Below are 18,704 nucleotides of genomic sequence, written 5' to 3' on the forward strand. Positions count from 1 at the left end.
CATCAACCGACCAGTCGGTATGCTAAGCCGGTGACCAAGGGGGACCGAGTGAAAGACGAACCGGTCAGGCAGCGCCTGCTCGCCGAGGCGACCCGGCTGTTCGCCGAGCGCGGCTTCGAGAGCACCTCGGTGCAGGAGATCGTGGTCGCGGCGGGCGTGACCAAGGGCGCGATGTACCACTACTTCGACTCCAAGGACGATCTCCTCCACGAGATCTACGCCCGGGTGCTGCGCATGCAGATGGACCGGCTCACCCAGATCGCCGACGGGCCCGGCACGATCAGGCAGCGCCTCCACCGGGCCGCGGCCGACGTCGTGGAGACGACGGCCGCCAACCTCGACGACTCCAAGATCTTCTTCCGGTCGATCCACCTGCTCGCCCCCGAGACGCAGAAGACCGTGCGCGCCGAGCGCCGCCGCTACCACGAGCGCTTCCGCGCGCTCGTGGCCGAGGGGCAGCGCACCGGCGTCTTCAGCGACCGGGTGCCGGCCGAGCTGGTCGTCGACTACTTCTTCGGCTCGGTGCACCACCTGGGCACGTGGTTCAGCACGCGGGGGCCGCTCACCGGCGCCCAGGTGGGCAAGCACTTCGCCGACCTGCTGCTCGCCTCACTCGGGGCCGGGGACGTCGACGAGTGAGGCCAGCGCCTCCCGGTGGTCGCCCGGCGTGCCGAGCGCGACCTCGGTGGCCTTGGCGCGCTTGAGATAGAGATGCACGGGGTGCTCCCAGGTCATCCCGATCCCGCCGTGCAGCTGCAGGGCCTCCTCGGCCGCGTGCACGGCCACGCCCGCGTTCCACGACTGGGCCACCGCCACGGAGATCGACGAGGCGTCCGCGACCGCGTTCCTGGCCGCCGCCCTGGCCCTGACGACGTCCAGCCACAGGTCCGCGAGGCGGTGCTTGAGCGCCTGGAACGAGCCGACCGGGCGGGCGAACTGGTGGCGCTCCTTGACGTACGCGAGCGTCGTCTGCAGGCACCACTCGGCCACCCCGAGCTGCTCCGAGGCGAGCAGCCCGGCTCCGAACCGCAGCACCGCGGCCAGGTCGCAGGCCCCGACCCGGCGGGCCCTGGTCCTGGTGAACGTGACCGTGGCCACCGGCCTGGTGAGGTCCAGCGACGACGCGACGCGCACCACGCCGGCCTCGATCGCGTCGCCCTCGACCGCGTACAGGTCGCCGTCCACCGGCACCAGCAGCACGTCCGCCACCTCGGCCCCGGCCACGCCGGTCACCGAGCCGGACAGCCCCCCTTCGCCGTCCACCTGCACCGACGCGCCCCGGTCAGGCCGGTACGCCGACGCCGCGAACGACACCACCAGCGCCGCCGTCCTGCGCCCCTCGGCCAGCTCGCCGAGCAACGCGTCGCGGGTCGGCAGCAGCGCCCGCGTGGCCAGCACCGAGCTGGTGAAGAACGGCACCGGCGCGACCGCCCTGCCCAGCTCCTCCAGCACCACGGCCGCCTCGCTGGCCGACGCGCCCGCCCCGCCCAGCTCCTCGGGCACCAGCAGGCCGGCCACCCCGATCTCGCCGGCCAGCGTCTTCCACAGGTCCAGGTCGTACGGCTGCGACTCGACGCGCTGCAGCACCGCGGACGGCGGGCAGCGGTCGGCCAGCAGCCCGCGTACGGCGGCGCGCAGCTCCTCTTCGACCTCGGAGTACAGCAGGCTCATCGCGGCAGGTCCTTCCACGGCACGTCCTTGTCGACACGGGGCTCCGACGGCAGGCCGAGCACCCGCTCGGAGATGATGTTGCGCAGGATCTCGGAGGTGCCGCCCTCGATCGAGTTGCCCTTGGCCCGCAGATAGCGGTAGCCGGGGCCGCGGCCGTAGAAGTCGACCTCCTCCGAGCGGCGGAACGTCCAGTCGTCGTAGCCCAGCTCGCGCCTGAACTCCATCTCCAGCCCGGTCAGCGCCTGGTTGAGCCGGGCGAAGGAGAGCTTCATGCCCGAACCCTCGGGCCCCGGCTGGCCGGCGGCGAGCTGCTCGCGCAGCCGCGCGCCCGACAGGCGGGTCACCTCGGCCTCCACCCACAGCGACAGCAGCCGCTGGTGCAGGTCGTGGGTGCGCAGCTCGGGCTGCTCGCGCCAGGAGGCCAGCACGGACGCCATGACGCCGCCGCCGCGCCGGGTGGGCGCGCCGCCGATGGCCACGCGCTCGTTCATCAGCGTGGTCTGGGCGACCCGCCAGCCGTCGCCGACCGCGCCGAGCCGCAGGTCGTCGGAGAGCCGCACCCCGGTCAGGAACACCTCGTTGAACTCGGCCTCGCCGGTGATCTGCCGCAGCGGCCGCACCTCGACGCCCGGCGCGTGCATGTCGCACACGAAGTACGTCAGCCCGCGATGCTTGGGCACCTCAGGGTCGGTACGGGCGACGAGGATCGCCCACCGCGCGTGGTGGGCGCCTGACGTCCACACCTTCTGCCCGTCGACCACCCATTCGTCGCCGTCCCTGACCGCCCTGGTGGCCAGCGTGGCGAGGTCGGACCCGGCGCCCGGCTCGCTGAAGAGCTGGCACCAGATCTCCTCGCCCGTCCACAGCGGCCTGAGGAAGCGGCGCTTCTGCTCGTCGGTGCCGAACGCCAGGATCGTCGGCGCCGCCATGCCCAGCCCGATGGCCTGCAGCCCGGCGTTGAGCTGCGGGGTGTCGGCGAGTTCCTTGTCCACGACCTGCTGCAGCTCGCGCGGCGCACCCAGCCCGCCGAGCCCTTCGGGGAACCACACCCAGGCCAGCCCGGCGTCGAACCGGGCGCGCAGGAACTCAAGGCGGTCCCCGCTCGGATCGTGCTCGCCGAGGAACGCGGCCACGCGCTCCTTGATCTGCGCCTCGTTCACATGTACCTCTTCAGCTCGCGATAGGCCAGGGACCGCTTGTGCACCTCGTCGGGGCCGTCGGCCAGCCGCAGCGTACGGGCGTGCGCCCAGAGCCCGGCCAGAGGGAAGTCCTGGGAGACGCCGCCGGCGCCGTGGACCTGGACGGCCTTGTCGAGGATCCACTCCACCGTGATCGGGGTGGAGATCTTGATGGCCTGGATCTCGGTGTGGGCGCCCTGGTTGCCCACCGTGTCCATGAGCCAGGCCGTCTTGAGCACGAGCAGGCGGGCCTGCTCGATCTTCACGCGGGACTCGGCGATCCAGTCCTGGACGACGCCCTGGTGCGCGACCGGCTTGCCGAACGTGGTCCGCGACAGCGCCCGCCGGCACATCAGCTCGACCGCGCGCTCGGCCATGCCGATCAGCCGCATGCAGTGGTGGATGCGGCCGGGGCCGAGCCGCGCCTGCGCGATGGCGAAGCCGCCGCCCTCCTCGCCGATGAGGTTCGCGGCGGGCACGCGGACGTCCTCGAACACGACCTCGGCGTGGCCGCCGTGGTCGGCGTCGGTGTAACCGAAGACGTGCATGCCGCGCTCGACGTGGACGCCGGGCGTGTCACGCGGCACGAGGATCATGCTCTGCCTGCGGTGTTTGGGCGCCTCGGGGTTCGTCTGGCCCATGACGATGAAGATCTTGCAGTTGGGGTTCATCGCGCCGGAGATGAACCACTTGCGGCCGTTGATGACGTACTCGTCGCCGTCGCGCACGATCGAGGTCGCGATGTTGGTGGCGTCGGAGGAGGCCACGTCGGGCTCGGTCATGGCGAAGGCCGAGCGGATCTCGCCGTCGAGCAGGGGCTGCAGCCACTCCTTGCGCTGCCACTCGCTGCCGAACATGGCCAGGACTTCCATGTTGCCCGTGTCGGGGGCCGCGCAGTTGGTGGCGACCGGGGCCAGGGCCGGGCTCCTGCCCATGACCTCCGCCAGCGGGGCGTACTGCAGGTTCGTCAGCCCGGCGCCGTGCTCGCCGGGCAGGAACAGGTTCCACAGGCCGCGCTTCCTGGCCTCGTCCTTCAGGTCCTCGATCAGCGGCGGCGGGCTCCAGCCGCTGGTCTGCGCCTGTTCCTCGAAGGCCGGCTCTGCGGGATAGACGCATTCGTCCATGAAGCGGAGCAGTCGCTCGCGCAGGTCCTCGGTGACGGTGTCGAAGGCGAAGTCCATGACGTGACCCTACCGACCGGCCGGTATGCGTGTCGACAGGTGGTTTCCCGTAAATACCCCCAGGTGGACATCTACCTGCACGTTCTCATGCCCCTACAGTGGCCGCCATGACCGCTGAGCTGCCCACCCCCACCGTGCTCGAGAACGACGTCGTCCGGCTTGAGCCGCTCACCATGGACCACGTGCCCGACCTGTTCGCCGCGGGAGGCGGTGACGAGGACGTCTGGCGCTGGCTGCCGGCCGCCGCGCCGCAGACCGAGGAGGAGCTGGGCAAGGTCGCGCGCATGCTGATCGACGACGACAAGCACGTGCCGTTCGCCGTGGTGGTGAAGGCGAGCGGGCGGGCCGTGGGCTGGACGACGTACGCCGACGTGCCGGGCTTCGAGGCCAGCGTGGAGATCGGCTGGACGTGGTACGGCCGCGCGTCCTGGCGTACTGCGGTCAACACCGCGTGCAAGCTGCTGCTCGTGGACCACGCCTTCGAGCTGGGCCACAACAGGGTGCTGCTCAAGACCGACATCCGCAACGAACGCTCCCAGAACGCGATCAGGCGCATCGGCGGCGTGCACGAGGGCACGCTGCGCCGGCACCGCCGCAGGGCCGACGGCACCTGGCGCGACACGGTCTGCTTCGGCATCCTCGACGACGAGTGGCCGCCGCACCGCGCCCGCCTCCAGGCCCGCCTGGCGGCCTCCTAGCCTTCAAGCCCGCCTGGCGGCCTCCTGACCGAGCATGCCCGCGAGCAGCTCGCGGACGAGCTGTTCGAGCTCCTCCCGCGTGGGCACGGCGCCGGCGCCCGCGATCGCGTCGAACAGCAGGCCCTCGGCGAAGGCCACCATCGCGCGCCCGTGCCGCACGGGGTCGCGGGAGCCCAGCGCGGCCAGCATCGCCACGGCGGGATCGCGGAAGCGGCGGCCCGCCCGGTCGTAGATCGCGCGCAGCTCGGGCCGCCTGGTGGCCTCCAGCGCCAGCTCGTAGCGGGCCAGCGTGCGGGCGCTGTCGGAGAGCTGGATGTGCAGCGCCTCGGCCAGCCGGGCGGGCAGCCTTTCCGGGTCGTGGCCGCCCTCATGGTCGCCCTCGTAGGCACCCGACAGCGCTTCCGCCTCCCGCTCGGTGAGCCTGGCCAGGGTCAGCTCCAGCAGCGCCGCCCTGGTGCGGGCCAGGTTGGAGGTGGAGCCTGGCGGCAGGCCGGCGGCCTCGTCCACGGCGCGGTGGGTCAGGCCGCGCATGCCCCGCTCGGCGAGCAGCGCGATGGCCGTGTCGGCGACGACGTCTGAGCGCTTCACGGAAGCCGATACTACTGCGGTAGTGAGACCTGACTACGGGCGTAGTACGGTTCAACTACGGACGTAGTGACCGGAGGAGGCGCGGATGGCCAGGGCTGTGGTGATCGGTGGCGGGATCGGCGGGCTGAGCGCGGGAGTCGCGCTGCTACGAAAGGGGTGGGACGTGACCGTGCTGGAGCGGGCGCCCGCCATCGAGCCCGTCGGTTCGGGCCTGGCGATCGCCGCCAACGCGCTGAAGGCGCTCGACGTCATCGGTCTCGGCGGCAGGATCCGCGCCCTCGCCCACGCGGAGGGGCCGCTGGGCCTGCGCAGGGCCGACGGGCGCTGGCTGGCGCGGGCCACGGAGGAGGAGGCGGACGACGCGTACGGCGACTCGGTGGTGGTGATGCTGCGGGCCACGCTGCTCGACGTGCTCACCGACGCCCTCGCCGAGGCGGGCGGGCCCGGCCGCCTGCGCCTCGACACGACGGTCACCGAGGTGGACGCCGAGCGCGGCGTCGTACGGACGGAGGCGGGCGACCTGGAGGCCGACCTGGTGGTGGCCGCCGACGGCATCCACTCGGCCACCCGCCGCGCCCTCTTCCCCGGCCACCCGGGCCCTGTCTACGCGGGCGTGACCGCATGGCGCGGCCTCATCCCGCTCGCCGACCTGAAGGCGGCCGAGGCCCAGCAGCCGGGCACCCGCGCTCCCTCGCGGTCGCTCGAGCCGGAGAGCCGGGACGGTCGCCACGCCTTGCGGGTGCCGAGATCGGAGAGCTGGGGGCGGGGCACCGTGTTCGGCATCCACCGGCTGGCCGGCGACCTCGTCTATGTCTACGCCACCGACGTCGCACCCGCCGGCGGCACGTCCGGCGGCACGTCCGGCGGCACGTCCGGCGGCACGGCCGCGGACGAGCGCGAAGAGCTGCTGCGCAGGTTCGGCGACTGGCACGAGCCCATCCCGGCGCTGCTGCGGGCCGCCGACCCGGCGCGGATCACCCGCAACGACGTCTACTACCACGCCACGCCGCTGCCCGCCTTCCACCGGGGCAGGGTGGCGCTGGTCGGCGACGCGGCCCACGCGATGACGCCCAACCTCGGGCAGGGCGCCTGCCAGGCGATCGAGGACGCGGTCGTGCTGGCCCACCTGGCCGATCCCGGGGCCTCGGGTGACGGCCTGGCCGCCTACAGCGCGGCGCGGACGCGGCGGACGGCGCGGGTCGTCCGGCGGTCGATGACGTTGTGCCGGCTGACCAAGTGGCGCAACCCGGCGGCCGTGTGGCTGCGGGACGCCGGGGTGGCGGCGGCGGGCCGGCTCAGCCCAGGTCTGATGTTGCGGTCGATGGACGAGGTGCTGCGCTGGCGTCCACCGGCGGAGGCGTGACCGCCTGCTCGGCGGGAGTCGGGACGGCGGCCGGCTTGGCGGTGTGGTCGGGGGCCAGCCTGCCCAGCGTGATCGTGCCGCCGATGGTCAGCGCGGCGGCCAGCAGGGCGGGCACCGCGGTGCTGGGTGAGGTGGGCAGCGGCTCGCCCAGCAGGATCGCCCCGGCGAGCACGGACGTGATGGGGTCGATGACCTGGACGCCGGCGTAGGCGATGCCGAAGTAGCCGACCGCGTACGAGCGTTGCAGCAGCACCACCGCGCAGACCAGCAGCACCGGCACGACGAGGCTGAACCAGTGGATCAGCCGGCCCCAGTCGCCCTGCATCCCGCCGCCGACCACGCGGACGAACGTGGACACGCTCGCCGTCATGACGCCCGCGCCCACCGACAGCAGCAGCGCCTTGTTCGCCCCGTGCACCCGCCCGGCGAACAACTGGGTGACCAGCGCGACGGCGCCGATCACGGCGATGAAGGCGAGCGCGGCGCCGTCGCCCAGCCGGGGCGCCACGTCGTGCGCGGGCACCAGCACCATGAGCCAGAGCAGGCCGACGGCCACCGCGATCGAGCCGATGATCTCGGCGCGGTACGGCCGCCGCCCGTACATGAACGCGGCCAGCGGCACGGCGAAGACCAGGGTGGCCACGCTGATCGGCTGGACGGCGACCAGGGGCGCGAAGCTGAGCGCGACGGCGTGCAGGCAGGCGCCGGTGAAGGAGATGACGCCGCCCACCCACCAGCGGGGTCGCCGCACCAGGCTGAGCGAGGCGCCCTCGGCCACGACCTCGTACTGCTGCAGCGCGGCGCCCAGCGCGTAGCCCAGCGCCCCCGCCAGCGCGATCAGCATGCCGACCCAGGTCATCGCGGCCCGCGCAGAAGCAGGGATCCTCTCAGGAGCATTGCCCCAGCTTATGAGGCCGGGCGAGGGGGAGAATCATCCTTTGGTCGGAAAAGTCCATACAAACCGGTCTCGGCCTGCACGAACTTGTGGCTCATCCTTGGGCCCCGCCTGGACGCCGATCGCCCCCTTTCGCCCCGTTACGCGGGCTGCGGGCAGACGCAGAACAGGTGACCCTGCGGGTCCTGCAGCACCACCCACCGGGTGCCCTCCTCGGTGACGCCCGGCTGGAACTCGGGCCTGGTCGCCCCCAGCTTCAGGTAGTCCTCGACCGCCTGCGCCACGTCCGGCACCCGGAAGTCGAGGTGGAACTGCTTGTCGGGGCTGGGCCACGTGACCGGCTTGCGGTCGGCCACCCGGCCGAAGTAGATCGAGACCGTGCCGTCGGTGATGGCGGCGTACTCGTCCTCCGCGTAGGTGATCTCCATGCCGGTCACCTGGGCGTAGAACTCGGCCAGCGCCTTGGGGTCGGCGCAGTCGATGGTGAAGGCCATGAGGTTCGCTTTCGTCGTCATGGCGCCCAGCGTTCCAGCCATACCTGCCATCTCCTGTCAGGTACGTACGCGCTACCCGCAACATCCCTCTTGTCGGGCAACGCGCTAACTACCGGTCGGTACTCGTGTAAACCCGTAAGAATGCCTTTGCTGTCCTTTAACCATTTCGCAAGCTGATGCCGCCACCCTCTCCCCATCAGAAAGGAGACGCCGTGCGTACCAGGCCAGAACGGCTCTACGAGATCGACGGGCTCCGGCTGCTTGCGGCACTGTTCGTCGTGCTGTTCCACTACGTGTTCTCCGGCTGGGCAGGCGGCAAGACCACTGTGACGTTCGTCACCGAGAGCGCCTGGGCCAAGTACGGCTACCTCGGGGTCGACCTCTTCTTTCTGATCAGCGGGTTCGTCGTGCTGATGAGCGCGTGGGGAAGGACGCCACGGCAGTTCGTGGTCTCGCGGGTGGTGCGGCTCTATCCGGCCTATTGGGTGGGCATCGCGGTCACGGCGACCGTCACCGTGCTGCTCGGGTGGGGCCTGTTCCAGGTGTCGGTGCCGCAGGTGCTGGCCAACCTGACGATGTTCCAGTCGGTGCCGAACATCGAGAACGTGGACGTCGTCTACTGGACCCTCTGGGCCGAGATGCGCTTCTACATCCTCATGCTGATCGCCACCGTCATCGGGATCACCCGGGGGCGGATCATGGCCGGGCTGTGGGGGTGGCTCGCCTTGACGTTCCTCGTCGAGCTGGGCGTGCTTCCGGGCATCGCCGACCTGGTCGTCCAGTCGGAGTTCTCGCACTACTTCATCGCCGGCATGGCGCTGTTCATGCTCTACCGGTTCGGGCTCGACTGGCAGATCGCGCTGCTGGTGCCCATCTGCCTGGGCAACGCCGTCTACCGGGCCATCGGGTACGCCGAGGCCGTCGGCGAGCGGTATCACGTCACGTACTCGCCGGTCGTCATCACCGCCGTCGTCGTGCTCATCTTCCTCGTGATGACGTTCATCGCGCTGCGGGTCACCAGGGCGCTCGCCCGGCCGTGGCTGGTGACGGCGGGAGCGCTGACGTATCCGCTGTACCTGCTGCACGCGCACGTCGGGTTCATCCTGTTCGCCAGGCTCGAAGGGGCGTTCAACAAGTACGTGCTGCTCGTCGGGATGATCGTCGTCATGCTGGTGGCCGCGTACGCGGTGCACCGGTTCGTGGAACGGCCGCTCGCGCCCGTGCTCAAGCGGCTGCTGTCCAAGCGGGAGCCTCCGGCGCACGCAGCGGTTCCGGCCGGCAGCCCCACAGGGTGAGTCGACTCTGCTGACAACCCGTTGTCAGGGCGGGCGCGGAGATCCCCGGGCCGGATACGATCCGCGTCACCGAAGCGGCGCCGCCGAACGGCGAGAGGGGGCCGGATGAGTCTCGGCGAACACGAGTGGGCCCCGCCCGGCGTCGACCCGGAGCGGCCCACGGTGGCCCGCGTCCACGACGCCCTGCTCGGCGGCACCGAGAACTTCGCCTCCGACCGCGCCGTCGCCCGCAAGCTCAAAGACGTCGTGCCCGAGGTGGTGAACCTGGTGTGGTGCGACCGGGCCTTCGTCGGCCGGGTCGTCGACTACCTCGTCCGCGAGGCCGGCATCCGGCAGATCGTCGACCTCGGCGCCGGGCTGCCCACGGTCGAGAACACCCACGAGGTCGCCCAGTTCGCCGACCCCGCCTGCCGGGTCGTCTACGTCGACAACGACCCCATGGTCGAGCCGCACGCCAAGGCCATTCTCGGCGGCAACCCGAACGCCGACGCCATCACCGCCGACCTGCGCGACGTGGACGCGGTGCTCGGGCATCCCGCGCTGCGCCGCCTCATCGATCTGTCCCGGCCCACCGCCGTCCTCGTCATCGGCGTGCTGCACCTGCTCGCCGACCATGAGGACCCGCACGGCATCGTCCGCAGGTACGTCGCCGCGCTCCCGCCCGGCGGTCACCTGGCCGCCTCGGGGTTCCTCGCCTCCGGCAACCCCAAGGCCAAGGCGCTGGAGGTGATGCTCCAGGCCACCATGGGCACCGGCCACTTCCGCGACCGCGCCGCCATCACCCGCTTCTTCGACGGCCTGGTGCCGGTCGAGCCAGGGATCGTGCACTTCCCCGAATGGCACCCCGACGAGCGCCTCCCCGGCCCCCTCGCCCCCTGGGAGGAACTCCTGCTGGGCGGCGTCGCCCGCAAACCCCACCCCTGACCGGCTATCGTGGGGCGCATGCATCGGCGCTTCACCTGTTCTCCGCCCCCCGCCCGCTAGCGGGCGGCATCCTCTGAAGCTCGCCGGGTCACACCGATCCGGGGGTGGTCGCTGCCCGCACACCGGGCCCTGATCGACCTTCACCTCCGGAGAACCCTTCAGATGACGCATGTCTCCGCCCGGCGGGGCGCCCTTTACGTGTCCGTGGCCGCGACCGCCTGGGGCACCGGCGGCGCCGCCGGGTCGCTGCTCTTCCAGACCGGCGGGCTGGGCCCCGTCGGCGTTTCCCTGTGGCGGTATGTGATCGGCGCCGCCTTCCTCGTCCTGCTCATCCGCTCGGCGAGCCGCCCGGCGCTCACGGGCCGCACGCTGGTGGTCGGCGCCGGGATGGCCGCCTACCAGACCGCCTACTTCGCCGCCATCGCCCACTCCGGCGTCGCGGTGGCGACGGTGGTGACGATGGGCGCCACCCCGATCGTCACCGCGCTGGGCAGCCGTTTCCTGCTCAAGGAGCGCCTCGGCCGTACGGCGCTGCTCGCCCTGGCGGCGGCACTGGCCGGCCTCGTCCTGCTCACCGGCGAGACGGCTCTGAGCGCACAGGCAGCGGGGACCCCGGTGCTCGGGGTGCTGCTCGCGCTGACCTCCGCCGCCGGGTACGCCGGGGTGACGCTGGTGTCCAGGCGGCACCGCGACGACGGCGGCCCCGAGGCGGCGGCGATCGGCGGGTTCGTCGTGGCCGCGCTGTGCCTGGCGCCGTTCGCGCTGGCCGAAGGCGTGCTGCCCGAGGTGAGCTGGACGTCGGCGACGCTGCTCGTGTATCTGGGCGCGGTGCCGACGGCGCTGGCGTACGGGCTGTTCTTCCGCGCGCTGACCGCCCTGCGCGCCACCACCGTGTCGATCATCTCGCTCGGTGAGGCGGTCGGCGCGGCGCTGCTGGGGGTGGCGCTGTTCGGCGAGCGGCTCACCCCCTTGGCCTGGGCGGGGTGCGTGCTGCTGCTCGCCGCGGTGGCCGTGCTCGCCGCACGAGCCGATGCGGCGTGATGTGACGGCGCAGGCGGCCGGATGAGTTAAGGTCCGGTACGGCGGCGCTTGCCGGATCGTCGCTCCGTTCCCCCACAGCGGCAGGGGGAACGGTGTCGGCGTGGCGCGCGTTGGAGGAACTGTGGCCTCGTTCAAGGGAATACTGAGGAACCTCCTGGACCGACCGGGAGGCGTCCCCCTCGCGCCCTACCAGAAGATCGTCAAGGCGGCCGAGTCGCGGGCCGACCGGGTGCGCGGTCTCGACGAGCTGCCGGCGTCCGGCAAGAGCGACCTCATGAGCGACCTCGCGGAGTTCTGCGCGGTGGCCCGCGAGGCCGCCGACCGCACGCTCGGCCTGCGCCCTTATGACGTGCAGCTGCTCGGCACGCTGGCGTTGCTCGACGGCAAGGTGGCCGAGATGGCCACCGGTGAGGGCAAGACGCTGTCGGGTGCGATGGCCGCGGCGGGTTACGCCTTGCAGGGCAAGCGCGTCCACGTGATCTCCGTCAACGACTATCTCGCCCGGCGCGACGCCGAGTGGATGGGCCCGTTCTACGAGGCGCTGGGCGTGAGCGTGGGCTGGATCGACCAGAACTCCACGTTCGAGGAGCGGCGCGAGGCGTACGCGAAGGACGTCACGTACGGGCCGGTCAGCGAGATCGGCTTCGACGTGCTGCGCGATCGGCTGCGCACCGACGCGAGCGAGCTGATCGTGCCCGCGCCCGAGGTGGCGCTGATCGACGAGGCCGACTCCGTGCTGGTCGACGAGGCCAGGGTGCCGCTGGTGATGGCCGGGGCGTCCGAGGTGGGCAACGCGGTGCCGGAGATGGCGGCGCTGGTCAGGCAGCTCGTCCGCGGCTACCACTACGAGATCGACGAGCAGGCGCGCAACGTCTACCTGACGCCCAAGGGCGCCGACAGCGTCGAGAACATCCTCGGCGTCGACCTCTACGACGAGCACGAGCCCGGCACGCTGATCGAGCTCAACCTGGCGCTGCACGCCCACGCGCTGCTGACCCGCGACGTCGACTACATCGTGCGCGACGGCAAGGTGCAGCTCATCAACCCCTCGCGCGGCCGGGTGGCGCTGCTGCAGCGCTGGCCCGACGGGCTGCAGGCGGCGGTCGAGGCCAAGGAGGCGCTGCCGCCGAGCGAGAAGGGCGAGATCCTCGACTCGATCACCGTCCAGGGGCTGATCCGGCGTTATCCGCAGATCTGCGGCATGACGGGCACGGCGGTGGCGGTCAGCGAGCAGCTCGGCGAGTTCTACGGGCTGAAGGTCGCGGTCATCCCGCCCAACCGGCCGTGCGTACGCGTCGACGAGCCCGACCGCATCTACCCGACCGTGCCCGACAAGGACGCGGCACTGGTCGAGGAGATCCAGGCGGTCCACGAGACCGGCCGGCCGATCCTCATCGGCACGCTCGACGTCGCAGAGTCGGAGAACCTCGCCAAGCTGCTGCAGCGGCGCGGCCTCGAGCCGGTCGTGCTCAACGCCAAGAACGACGCGGAGGAGGCGGCGATCATCGCGCGGGCGGGCGAGCGCGGCGCGATCACCGTCTCCACCCAGATGGCCGGGCGCGGCACCGACATCAGGCTCGGCGATGACGTCGCGGAGCTGGGCGGCCTCTACGTCGTCGGCTCCGGCCGCCATGCCAGCAGCCGGCTGGACGACCAGCTGCGCGGGCGGGCCGGGCGGCAGGGCGACCCGGGCGGTTCGGTGTTCTTCGTCAGCATGAAGGACGACCTGATCACCCAGTTCGTGCCCGACGAGCGGCCGCCGGCCGCCGATCCCGACGGCATCGTCAGGCACCGGCGCGGGGCGTACCTCGTGGGTCACGCGCAGCGCGTCGCCGAGGGCGTCAACCTGGAGATCCACCGCAACACGTGGCGCTTCACGCGGCTGCTGGAGCACCAGCGCGAGCTCATCCTGGAGTGGCGCGACAAGGTGCTCCACGGCGACGCCGCCGCCAAGGCGCTGGCCGAGGCCGACTCCGAGCGGTGGGCCGAGCTGCCCGAGGACACCCGCGAGGAGACGGCGCGGCAGATCGTGCTGCACGCCATCGACCAGTGCTGGACCGAGCACCTGGCCTTCCTGACCGACCTGCGCGAGGGCATCCACCTGCGGGCGCTGGGCCGGATGAGCCCGATCGACGAGTTCCACCGCGAGGCGGTGGCCGAGTACAAAGCGCTGATGGCCGAGGTGGAGAAGCGCTCGCTGGCCTCGTTCGAGGCGCCCGAGCCCGATCTGAAGCGGCCGACGGCGACGTGGACCTACCTCGTGCAGGACAACCCGTTCGGCACCGAGTGGGACCGCATCCTCAAGCGGGTGACCGCCGCGACCCGCAGGGGCTGATCAGGGCCAGGTATCAGGGCCAGGTATCAGGGGCAGGCATCAGGGGCAGGCATCAGGGCCAGGTGGGGTCGCCCGACGGCACCACGGGCCCGTCGAGCACGCCCAGGCGTTCGAGCAGGGTGATGAACGTGGTCGCGTACGGCGAGGTCGCCGTGACGGCGGCCACCCGCGGCCAGTCCACCTGCTCGCGCAGCGCGCGCACCTGCGCCAGCAGCGCGCCGTAGTCGCAGGCGTGCTCCGACAGCGGCAGCAGCCACGAGATCACCAGGTCGGTGGCCTGCAGCACGGGGACGATCACCGCCGACGCCTTCAGCGGCTCGGCCCGGTCGAGCAGCTCGTCGGTGATCGCCATGTCGGACACCCGGAAGATCAGGTCCACCAGCCGCCCCTCGTCGTACGCCTTGACGAGCCAGTCCTCCGGCGGCTTGGCGGTCTGGAAGCCGATGCCGCGCAGCGCCTCCAGCGCGGCGGGCACGTCGTGCTCGGTGAGCACGAAGTCCACGTCGTGGAGCGAGGGCGCGGCGCCGCGCGCGTACGCGGCACAGCCGCCGGCCAGCGCGAACTTCACTCCGGCGTCCTTCAGTCCGGTGCTGGCTCGCTTGAGCGTGTCGAGGATCGCGTCGGTGACTGCGTGGCCGTGGCTGCTCATGCCGATCGGCTACCCAAACGATCGTCAACTAGGCGTTGGAAATAAGGTCGTCAGGGTAGCCCGATGAGCTATGACCGACATCCTGGAAAAGACCGAACGGACCTACGCGAACGGGCACGATCGGCCGCTTGCGCGCTACGCCGGGCTGCTCGGCGCGTACGGCGGGACGGTCGGCGTGGCCGCGGCCGTGGTGGCGCTCGCGGGGCGGCGGGTGCCCGAGCGGGTCGGGGTGGTGGACATCCTGCTCATGGCGGCCTGCACGCACAAGGTGTCCAGGCGGCTGGCGAAGGACCCCGTCACGAGCCCGCTGCGGGCCCCGTTCACCCAGTACGAGGGTCAGGGCGGCCCCTCGGAGGTGCAGGAGAAGCCGCGCGGCGCGATCGGCGAACTGCTGGCCTGCCCGTTCTGCCTCGCGCAGTGGGTGGCCACCGGCTACGCGGCCGGCCTCGTGCTGGCGCCCCGGGCGACCCGGCTGGTGGGCGCGACCATGACCGCCGTCGCCATCTCGGACTGGCTGCAGCTCGCGTACGCGAAACTGATGAAGAGCGCCGAGTGACCCCATATTTTCCCCTGCACCCGGCCGGGGCGGGAAAAATGTTAGTGAGGGCTCGGCCAGGGCAGTAGCAGACCATGGCTACATTGCTCTGGATCATCGCCGTCATACTCGTCATCGCCGGGATCTACGTGCTCCTGGCCCGGCGCGACATCCTCTGGGGGATCGTGCTCATCGTCCTCGGATTCCTGGTCGGGCCCGGCGGGGTCAGCATCTTCAATGTCTAGGGGAACCGTTTCTCCGGTTCCCTGTCCGCCGCCCAGAAAAAGAAAAACGCTCCCCTTCGACGGGGAGCGTTTTTTCTCGGGCTATGCGTTCTCGGGCTATGGGTGCACGTCCTCGCAACTGATGCAGTAGACGCAGTAGGCCCGGCCGAGCACCGGCAGCGCCACGTTGCGCACCCGGATACCGCCCGGCGTCATGCCCTTCTCGCTGCCCTTGTGCGCGTGGCCGTGCAGGACGAGGTCGGCGCCGGCCGTGTCGACGGCCTCGGCCAGCAGGTAGCTGCCGAGGAACGGGTAGATCTCCGGCGGCTCGCCCTCCAGCGTCTCCTTGATCGGCGAGTAGTGGGAGAGCACGACGCGGTAGTCGGCGGTCATCTCCTTGAGCGCCATCTTCCACGACTCGGCGATGTGGCGGGTGTGGGAGACGAAGTTCTTGATCTCGCGCTCGCCGAACTCGCTGGCGCACTTGCCCGCGAACCCGCCGCCGAACCCCTTGCCGCCGACGACGCCCAGCTTCGTGTCGCCGCACTGCAGCACCACGCCGTCGTCGTCGAGCACGATGACGCCCGCGTCGCGCAGCTCGGCGGCGATCTCGCGCTCCAGGTCGGAGTGGTAGTCGTGGTTGCCGAGCACCGCGACCGTCGGGATGGGCAGGTCGCGCAGCTCGTCGGCCACGATCCGCCCTTCCTCCAGGGTGCCGTGCCTGGTCAGGTCGCCCGCGAGCATGAACACGTCGGCGCGGTCCTCGATGTCGTGCAGCCGCTTCCTGTACTGGCCTCTGACGTCCTCGCCCAGGTGGATGTCACCCACCGCGGCTATGCGCAGGTCAGTCAAGACGCTCATCCTCCCCCGGCTCGCCGGCCTCGACGACGTTGATCTCGTTGTGCAGGTGCAGGTCGGGCGCGACCTCGTGGGCCACCTGCCCGAGCCGGTCGCGCTGCTCGCACCCGCTCACCTGACCGCGCAGGAAGAGCTGGTCGCCTCGGATGTCGACGCGAATTCCCAGCTCGGTCGTACGACCGTCCTCGGCCAGCGCCTGCTGGACACGGGCCGCGACGTACTGTGGAGCTTCCATCGCTCGTCCTCCTTCTCTGTCGCCGCATGCCCGAGCGTCAATCGCTCAAACAGTACGAATCAGGTCAATGACCGCCCGTTCCACCGGGCCTGCCGTGGCGAGCTGGCCGAAGTCGGCGTCCGCGCCCAGGTCGGTCAGGGCCGCGCCGATCGTCCTGTCCCGCTCGTACGCCTCGATCACCCGCGGGTCCACGTACGACGCCCTGGCCACGGTCGGCGTGTTGCCCAGGTACTCGGCCACCTCGCGCATCACCCGCGTGACGGCCCGCTTCTTGCGCGTGACCCCCTCGCGCCGGGCCGGCCGCGACACCGCCAGCCCCACCGCCGCCAGCACGGTGGCGTGCCAGGTGCGGAAGTCCTTGGCGGTGACCTCGTACCCGATGGTCTCGCGCAGGTAGTCGTTGATGTCCTCGCTCTTGATGTCGCCCCAGCCGTCCGCGCGCCGGTAGCGCAGCAGCTCGCCCTCCACCCGCAGCGCCTTCAGCGAGCGCAGCACCTTGCACGCGCCGGGGTCGGCCACCTCGACCTCGCGCAGGATGTCGCCCTTGGCCTGGTAGGCGCAGACGACGATGCCGCGCGAGCAGGTGACGTGCTCCATCCTCAGCGTGGCCAGGCCGTAGGTGTCGTAGCTCTCGCCGCCGATGCGGAAGAAGCCGATGTCGAGCAGGCGGGCGGCGGCGGCCAGCACCCGCTGCCTGGTCAGCCCGCGCCCCTGGAGCTGCTCGTCCACGATCTTCCTGAACGCCGGCAGCCGCTCGGCCACCTCGAGCACCCGGTCGAACTTGGCCCGGTCCTGCTGCTCGCGCCACACGTCGTGGTAACGGTACTGCCGCCGCCCCGCCGCGTCGGTGCCCGCGGCCTGCAGGTGCCCGTCGGGCGAGGCGCAGATCCACACGTCCTGCCAGGCCGGCGGGATGGCCAGCGTCCTGATGCGGGCGAGCGTCTCGGGGTCGCGCACCGGCCGCCCGTCGCAGTCGAAATAACGGAACCCGCGGCCGCACCTGCGCCGGGTGAAGCCCGGCTCGTTCTGGTCGCTCGGGCGCAGCTCGACGTCAGGCCCGCCGGCGAACGCCCCCGCCAGGGTTTCGGCGTCGGGTGGCTGCGTGCGGGGATCTGTCTCGGGCACGCGATGCGGCTACCCCTGACGTTAGGCGACAAACAGCACGGGCAGGTGAGCCGCATGTCTGACAACGGAGAGTGGCACGAGGAACGGGACAGCAGAGGTCACGCCATGGTGCCCGCCACCCCCCGCGACGTGGTGCACATCAGAGTGGTGTCCTTCATGCTGGTGTTCCTTTTCGCGTTCACGGTGCTCGGGATCATGACGCGGGCGTGGGTGCTGGCCGCCATCGCGGTGGTGCTGGCGGTGGTCGCGGTGATCGACCTCCTGCTGGCCGTACGCCGGCAGAAGCAACGTGCCGGACACGACGGAGAGGCGGGCTGATTCTGACATGGCACCACTTCGAGGGCGAGTTGTCGTGGTGACGGGCGCGAGCGGCGGGGTGGGGCGGGCGGTCGTCCGCGAGCTGGGCGCTCAGGGAGCCAAGGTGGCCCTGATCGCCCGCGGCACCACCGGGCTGGGCGCGGCGGCGGTAGACGTCGGCACCGAGGGCGGCACTGCCCAGGTCTACGAGGCCGACGTGGCGGACTACGAGCAGGTACGGCAGGCGGCCGAGCGGATCGAGAAGGAGCTCGGCCCGATCAACGTCTGGATCAACACCGCTTTCTCCTCCGTTTTCGCGAAATTCGCCGACATCTCCCCGGAGGAGTTCGAACGCACCACCGCCGTGACGTACCTCGGCTACGTCTGGGGCACCAAGGTGGCGCTCGACCTGATGCGCCCGCGCAACGCCGGCGCGATCGTCCAGGCCGGCTCGGCCCTGTCGCACCGCGGCATCCCCCTGCAGTCGGCCTACTGCGGCGCGAAGCACGCCATCAAGGGCTTCACCGAGTCGGTGCGCACCGAGCTGATGGCCGACGGCAGCGACGTCAAGATCACTCTGGTGCAGCTGCCTGCGCTCAACACGCCGCAGTTCCAGTGGGTGCTGTCCAAGCTGCGCAAGCATCCCCAGCCCGTACCCCCGATCTACCAGCCCGAGGTGGCCGCGCGGGCCATCGTGTACGCGGCCGAGCACCCCGGACGCAAGGAGTACTGGGTCGGCACCAGCACGGTCGCCACCCTCCTCGCGCAGAAGGTCGCCCCCGCCCTGGTGGACCGCTACCTCGCGCGGACCGGCATCGAGTCGCAGCAGACCGAGGAGGAGGCGCCCAGCGGCGTGTCCAACCTGTGGGAGCCCGCCGACGAGGACACCGACTACGGCGCGCACGGCACGTTCGACCGCCGCTCGCACAAGCGCAGCCCCCAGCTCTGGCTCGCCCAGCGCCGCGGGCCCGTGCTCCTCGCGCTGGCCGGCGGTGGCGCCGCCGCGGCCGCGTACGCGGCGCTGCGCCGGGCGGGACGGCTCTGAAGCGCTCGGCGGGAGCCGACTTAAGCGCTCCCGCCCGGGTAGACGGGGCGAAAACACCGTCTACGAGGAGGCT

At 71.4% G+C, this 18,704-nt stretch carries 21 protein-coding genes; 11 read left to right on the top strand and 10 right to left on the bottom strand.

Features of this window, described 5'->3' with window-relative positions:
• Positions 1 to 48: 48 nt before the first annotated feature.
• The gene (locus tag ABZW11_RS19315) at positions 49 to 639 is read left to right on the top strand and encodes a TetR/AcrR family transcriptional regulator (RefSeq protein ID WP_355418792.1); all 591 of its coding nucleotides are present in this window, start codon (positions 49 to 51) and stop codon (positions 637 to 639) included.
• On the opposite strand, the gene ABZW11_RS19320 is transcribed toward ABZW11_RS19315, so the two are convergent.
• From ABZW11_RS19320 to ABZW11_RS19330, 3 genes are read right to left on the bottom strand one after another with little or no spacing between them, the layout of a single operon-like run.
• A complete protein-coding gene (locus ABZW11_RS19320; RefSeq protein WP_355418794.1) occupies positions 610 to 1,671 on the bottom strand; it encodes an acyl-CoA dehydrogenase family protein in 1,062 nt (353 codons plus the stop codon). The two genes, ABZW11_RS19315 and ABZW11_RS19320, sit on opposite strands and share 30 nt — an antisense overlap.
• Positions 1,668 to 2,831: an acyl-CoA dehydrogenase family protein gene (locus ABZW11_RS19325; protein ID WP_355418796.1), complete on the bottom strand. Its 1,164-nt coding sequence runs from the start codon at positions 2,829 to 2,831 to the stop codon at positions 1,668 to 1,670. The genes ABZW11_RS19320 and ABZW11_RS19325 overlap by 4 nt, the downstream gene beginning before the upstream one ends.
• Complete coding sequence (locus tag ABZW11_RS19330; protein WP_355418798.1) at positions 2,828 to 4,030, bottom strand: acyl-CoA dehydrogenase family protein; 1,203 nt, start codon at positions 4,028 to 4,030, stop codon at positions 2,828 to 2,830. The genes ABZW11_RS19325 and ABZW11_RS19330 overlap by 4 nt, the downstream gene beginning before the upstream one ends.
• 107 nt (positions 4,031 to 4,137) lie before the next feature.
• Here ABZW11_RS19330 and ABZW11_RS19335 point away from each other — a divergent pair, with 107 nt between their 5' ends.
• Positions 4,138 to 4,728, top strand: a complete 591-nt coding sequence (locus ABZW11_RS19335) for a GNAT family protein (RefSeq protein ID WP_355418800.1) — start codon at positions 4,138 to 4,140, stop codon at positions 4,726 to 4,728.
• A gap of 3 nt (positions 4,729 to 4,731) precedes the next feature.
• Here ABZW11_RS19335 and ABZW11_RS19340 read toward each other — a convergent pair whose 3' ends face one another.
• The gene (locus ABZW11_RS19340; RefSeq protein WP_355418802.1) at positions 4,732 to 5,316 is read right to left on the bottom strand and encodes a TetR/AcrR family transcriptional regulator; all 585 of its coding nucleotides are present in this window, start codon (positions 5,314 to 5,316) and stop codon (positions 4,732 to 4,734) included.
• Positions 5,317 to 5,401: 85 nt separating this feature from the next.
• Here ABZW11_RS19340 and ABZW11_RS19345 point away from each other — a divergent pair, with 85 nt between their 5' ends.
• A complete protein-coding gene (locus ABZW11_RS19345; RefSeq protein ID WP_355418804.1) occupies positions 5,402 to 6,679 on the top strand; it encodes an FAD-dependent monooxygenase in 1,278 nt (425 codons plus the stop codon).
• On the opposite strand, the gene ABZW11_RS19350 is transcribed toward ABZW11_RS19345, so the two are convergent.
• Both ABZW11_RS19350 and ABZW11_RS19355 read right to left on the bottom strand, forming a co-directional pair.
• On the bottom strand, positions 6,612 to 7,538 hold the full coding sequence (locus ABZW11_RS19350) for a DMT family transporter (RefSeq protein WP_355418806.1): 927 nt from the start codon (positions 7,536 to 7,538) through the stop codon (positions 6,612 to 6,614). The genes ABZW11_RS19345 and ABZW11_RS19350 overlap by 68 nt on opposite strands.
• 176 nt (positions 7,539 to 7,714) lie before the next feature.
• Positions 7,715 to 8,089 (bottom strand): VOC family protein, encoded by a 375-nt coding sequence (locus tag ABZW11_RS19355; RefSeq protein ID WP_355418808.1) that lies wholly within the window; start codon positions 8,087 to 8,089, stop codon positions 7,715 to 7,717.
• Positions 8,090 to 8,280: 191 nt separating this feature from the next.
• Here ABZW11_RS19355 and ABZW11_RS19360 point away from each other — a divergent pair, with 191 nt between their 5' ends.
• The 4 genes from ABZW11_RS19360 (at position 8,281) to secA2 (ending at position 13,663) form a co-directional block, all read left to right on the top strand.
• Positions 8,281 to 9,363, top strand: a complete 1,083-nt coding sequence (locus ABZW11_RS19360; protein WP_355418810.1) for an acyltransferase — start codon at positions 8,281 to 8,283, stop codon at positions 9,361 to 9,363.
• 105 nt (positions 9,364 to 9,468) lie between these two features.
• Positions 9,469 to 10,287: an SAM-dependent methyltransferase gene (locus tag ABZW11_RS19365; protein WP_355418812.1), complete on the top strand. Its 819-nt coding sequence runs from the start codon at positions 9,469 to 9,471 to the stop codon at positions 10,285 to 10,287.
• A gap of 162 nt (positions 10,288 to 10,449) precedes the next feature.
• Positions 10,450 to 11,328 carry an EamA family transporter gene (locus ABZW11_RS19370; RefSeq protein WP_355418814.1) on the top strand — a complete coding sequence of 293 codons (879 nt, stop codon included), beginning with the start codon at positions 10,450 to 10,452 and terminating at the stop codon, positions 11,326 to 11,328.
• A gap of 121 nt (positions 11,329 to 11,449) precedes the next feature.
• Positions 11,450 to 13,663, top strand: coding sequence for an accessory Sec system translocase SecA2 (gene secA2, locus ABZW11_RS19375; RefSeq protein WP_355418816.1), 2,214 nt, complete (start codon positions 11,450 to 11,452; stop codon positions 13,661 to 13,663).
• A gap of 52 nt (positions 13,664 to 13,715) precedes the next feature.
• On the opposite strand, the gene ABZW11_RS19380 is transcribed toward secA2, so the two are convergent.
• Positions 13,716 to 14,312: a nucleotidyltransferase gene (locus ABZW11_RS19380; RefSeq protein WP_345388955.1), complete on the bottom strand. Its 597-nt coding sequence runs from the start codon at positions 14,310 to 14,312 to the stop codon at positions 13,716 to 13,718.
• 70 nt (positions 14,313 to 14,382) lie between these two features.
• On the opposite strand from ABZW11_RS19380, the gene ABZW11_RS19385 reads away from it, so the two are divergent.
• Together ABZW11_RS19385 and ABZW11_RS19390 are read left to right on the top strand one after the other, a co-directional pair.
• Positions 14,383 to 14,868, top strand: coding sequence for a DUF1360 domain-containing protein (locus ABZW11_RS19385; protein WP_355418818.1), 486 nt, complete (start codon positions 14,383 to 14,385; stop codon positions 14,866 to 14,868).
• Between the two features lie 74 nt (positions 14,869 to 14,942).
• Positions 14,943 to 15,092: a GPGG-motif small membrane protein gene (locus ABZW11_RS19390; protein WP_345388959.1), complete on the top strand. Its 150-nt coding sequence runs from the start codon at positions 14,943 to 14,945 to the stop codon at positions 15,090 to 15,092.
• Between the two features lie 96 nt (positions 15,093 to 15,188).
• Here ABZW11_RS19390 and ABZW11_RS19395 read toward each other — a convergent pair whose 3' ends face one another.
• From ABZW11_RS19395 to ABZW11_RS19405, 3 genes are read right to left on the bottom strand one after another with little or no spacing between them, the layout of a single operon-like run.
• Positions 15,189 to 15,932 (bottom strand): metallophosphoesterase, encoded by a 744-nt coding sequence (locus ABZW11_RS19395; protein WP_355418821.1) that lies wholly within the window; start codon positions 15,930 to 15,932, stop codon positions 15,189 to 15,191.
• Complete coding sequence (locus tag ABZW11_RS19400; RefSeq protein WP_355418822.1) at positions 15,916 to 16,164, bottom strand: BON domain-containing protein; 249 nt, start codon at positions 16,162 to 16,164, stop codon at positions 15,916 to 15,918. The genes ABZW11_RS19395 and ABZW11_RS19400 overlap by 17 nt, the downstream gene beginning before the upstream one ends.
• Positions 16,165 to 16,209: 45 nt before the next feature.
• Positions 16,210 to 17,289, bottom strand: a complete 1,080-nt coding sequence (locus tag ABZW11_RS19405) for a DNA topoisomerase IB (protein ID WP_355418824.1) — start codon at positions 17,287 to 17,289, stop codon at positions 16,210 to 16,212.
• A gap of 54 nt (positions 17,290 to 17,343) precedes the next feature.
• Between ABZW11_RS19405 and ABZW11_RS19410 the strand changes: the two genes are divergently transcribed.
• Positions 17,344 to 17,607, top strand: a complete 264-nt coding sequence (locus ABZW11_RS19410) for a hypothetical protein (protein ID WP_355418826.1) — start codon at positions 17,344 to 17,346, stop codon at positions 17,605 to 17,607.
• A 7-nt stretch (positions 17,608 to 17,614) separates the two neighbouring features.
• The gene (locus ABZW11_RS19415; protein WP_355418828.1) at positions 17,615 to 18,631 is read left to right on the top strand and encodes an SDR family oxidoreductase; all 1,017 of its coding nucleotides are present in this window, start codon (positions 17,615 to 17,617) and stop codon (positions 18,629 to 18,631) included.
• The last annotated feature ends 73 nt before the right edge of the window (positions 18,632 to 18,704 follow it).

It is taken from the genome of Nonomuraea sp. NPDC004580, from assembly GCF_040609855.1.
Lineage (GTDB): Bacteria > Actinomycetota > Actinomycetes > Streptosporangiales > Streptosporangiaceae > Nonomuraea > Nonomuraea salmonea.

Excerpts from the sequence above, each read along its gene's own strand:
- ABZW11_RS19320 (WP_355418794.1), bottom strand. The coding sequence starts at position 1,671 with ATGAGCCTGCTGTACTCCGAGGTCGAAGAGGAGCTGCGCGCCGCCGTA.
- ABZW11_RS19330 (WP_355418798.1), bottom strand. The coding sequence starts at position 4,030 with ATGGACTTCGCCTTCGACACCGTCACCGAGGACCTGCGCGAGCGACTG.
- ABZW11_RS19335 (WP_355418800.1), top strand. The coding sequence starts at position 4,138 with ATGACCGCTGAGCTGCCCACCCCCACCGTGCTCGAGAACGACGTCGTC.
- ABZW11_RS19345 (WP_355418804.1), top strand. The coding sequence starts at position 5,402 with ATGGCCAGGGCTGTGGTGATCGGTGGCGGGATCGGCGGGCTGAGCGCG.
- ABZW11_RS19350 (WP_355418806.1), bottom strand. The coding sequence starts at position 7,538 with ATGACCTGGGTCGGCATGCTGATCGCGCTGGCGGGGGCGCTGGGCTAC.
- ABZW11_RS19355 (WP_355418808.1), bottom strand. The coding sequence starts at position 8,089 with ATGACGACGAAAGCGAACCTCATGGCCTTCACCATCGACTGCGCCGAC.
- ABZW11_RS19365 (WP_355418812.1), top strand. The coding sequence starts at position 9,469 with ATGAGTCTCGGCGAACACGAGTGGGCCCCGCCCGGCGTCGACCCGGAG.
- ABZW11_RS19370 (WP_355418814.1), top strand. The coding sequence starts at position 10,450 with ATGACGCATGTCTCCGCCCGGCGGGGCGCCCTTTACGTGTCCGTGGCC.
- ABZW11_RS19380 (WP_345388955.1), bottom strand. The coding sequence starts at position 14,312 with ATGAGCAGCCACGGCCACGCAGTCACCGACGCGATCCTCGACACGCTC.
- ABZW11_RS19385 (WP_355418818.1), top strand. The coding sequence starts at position 14,383 with ATGACCGACATCCTGGAAAAGACCGAACGGACCTACGCGAACGGGCAC.
- ABZW11_RS19390 (WP_345388959.1), top strand. The coding sequence starts at position 14,943 with ATGGCTACATTGCTCTGGATCATCGCCGTCATACTCGTCATCGCCGGG.
- ABZW11_RS19395 (WP_355418821.1), bottom strand. The coding sequence starts at position 15,932 with ATGAGCGTCTTGACTGACCTGCGCATAGCCGCGGTGGGTGACATCCAC.
- ABZW11_RS19400 (WP_355418822.1), bottom strand. The coding sequence starts at position 16,164 with ATGGAAGCTCCACAGTACGTCGCGGCCCGTGTCCAGCAGGCGCTGGCC.
- ABZW11_RS19410 (WP_355418826.1), top strand. The coding sequence starts at position 17,344 with ATGTCTGACAACGGAGAGTGGCACGAGGAACGGGACAGCAGAGGTCAC.
- ABZW11_RS19415 (WP_355418828.1), top strand. The coding sequence starts at position 17,615 with ATGGCACCACTTCGAGGGCGAGTTGTCGTGGTGACGGGCGCGAGCGGC.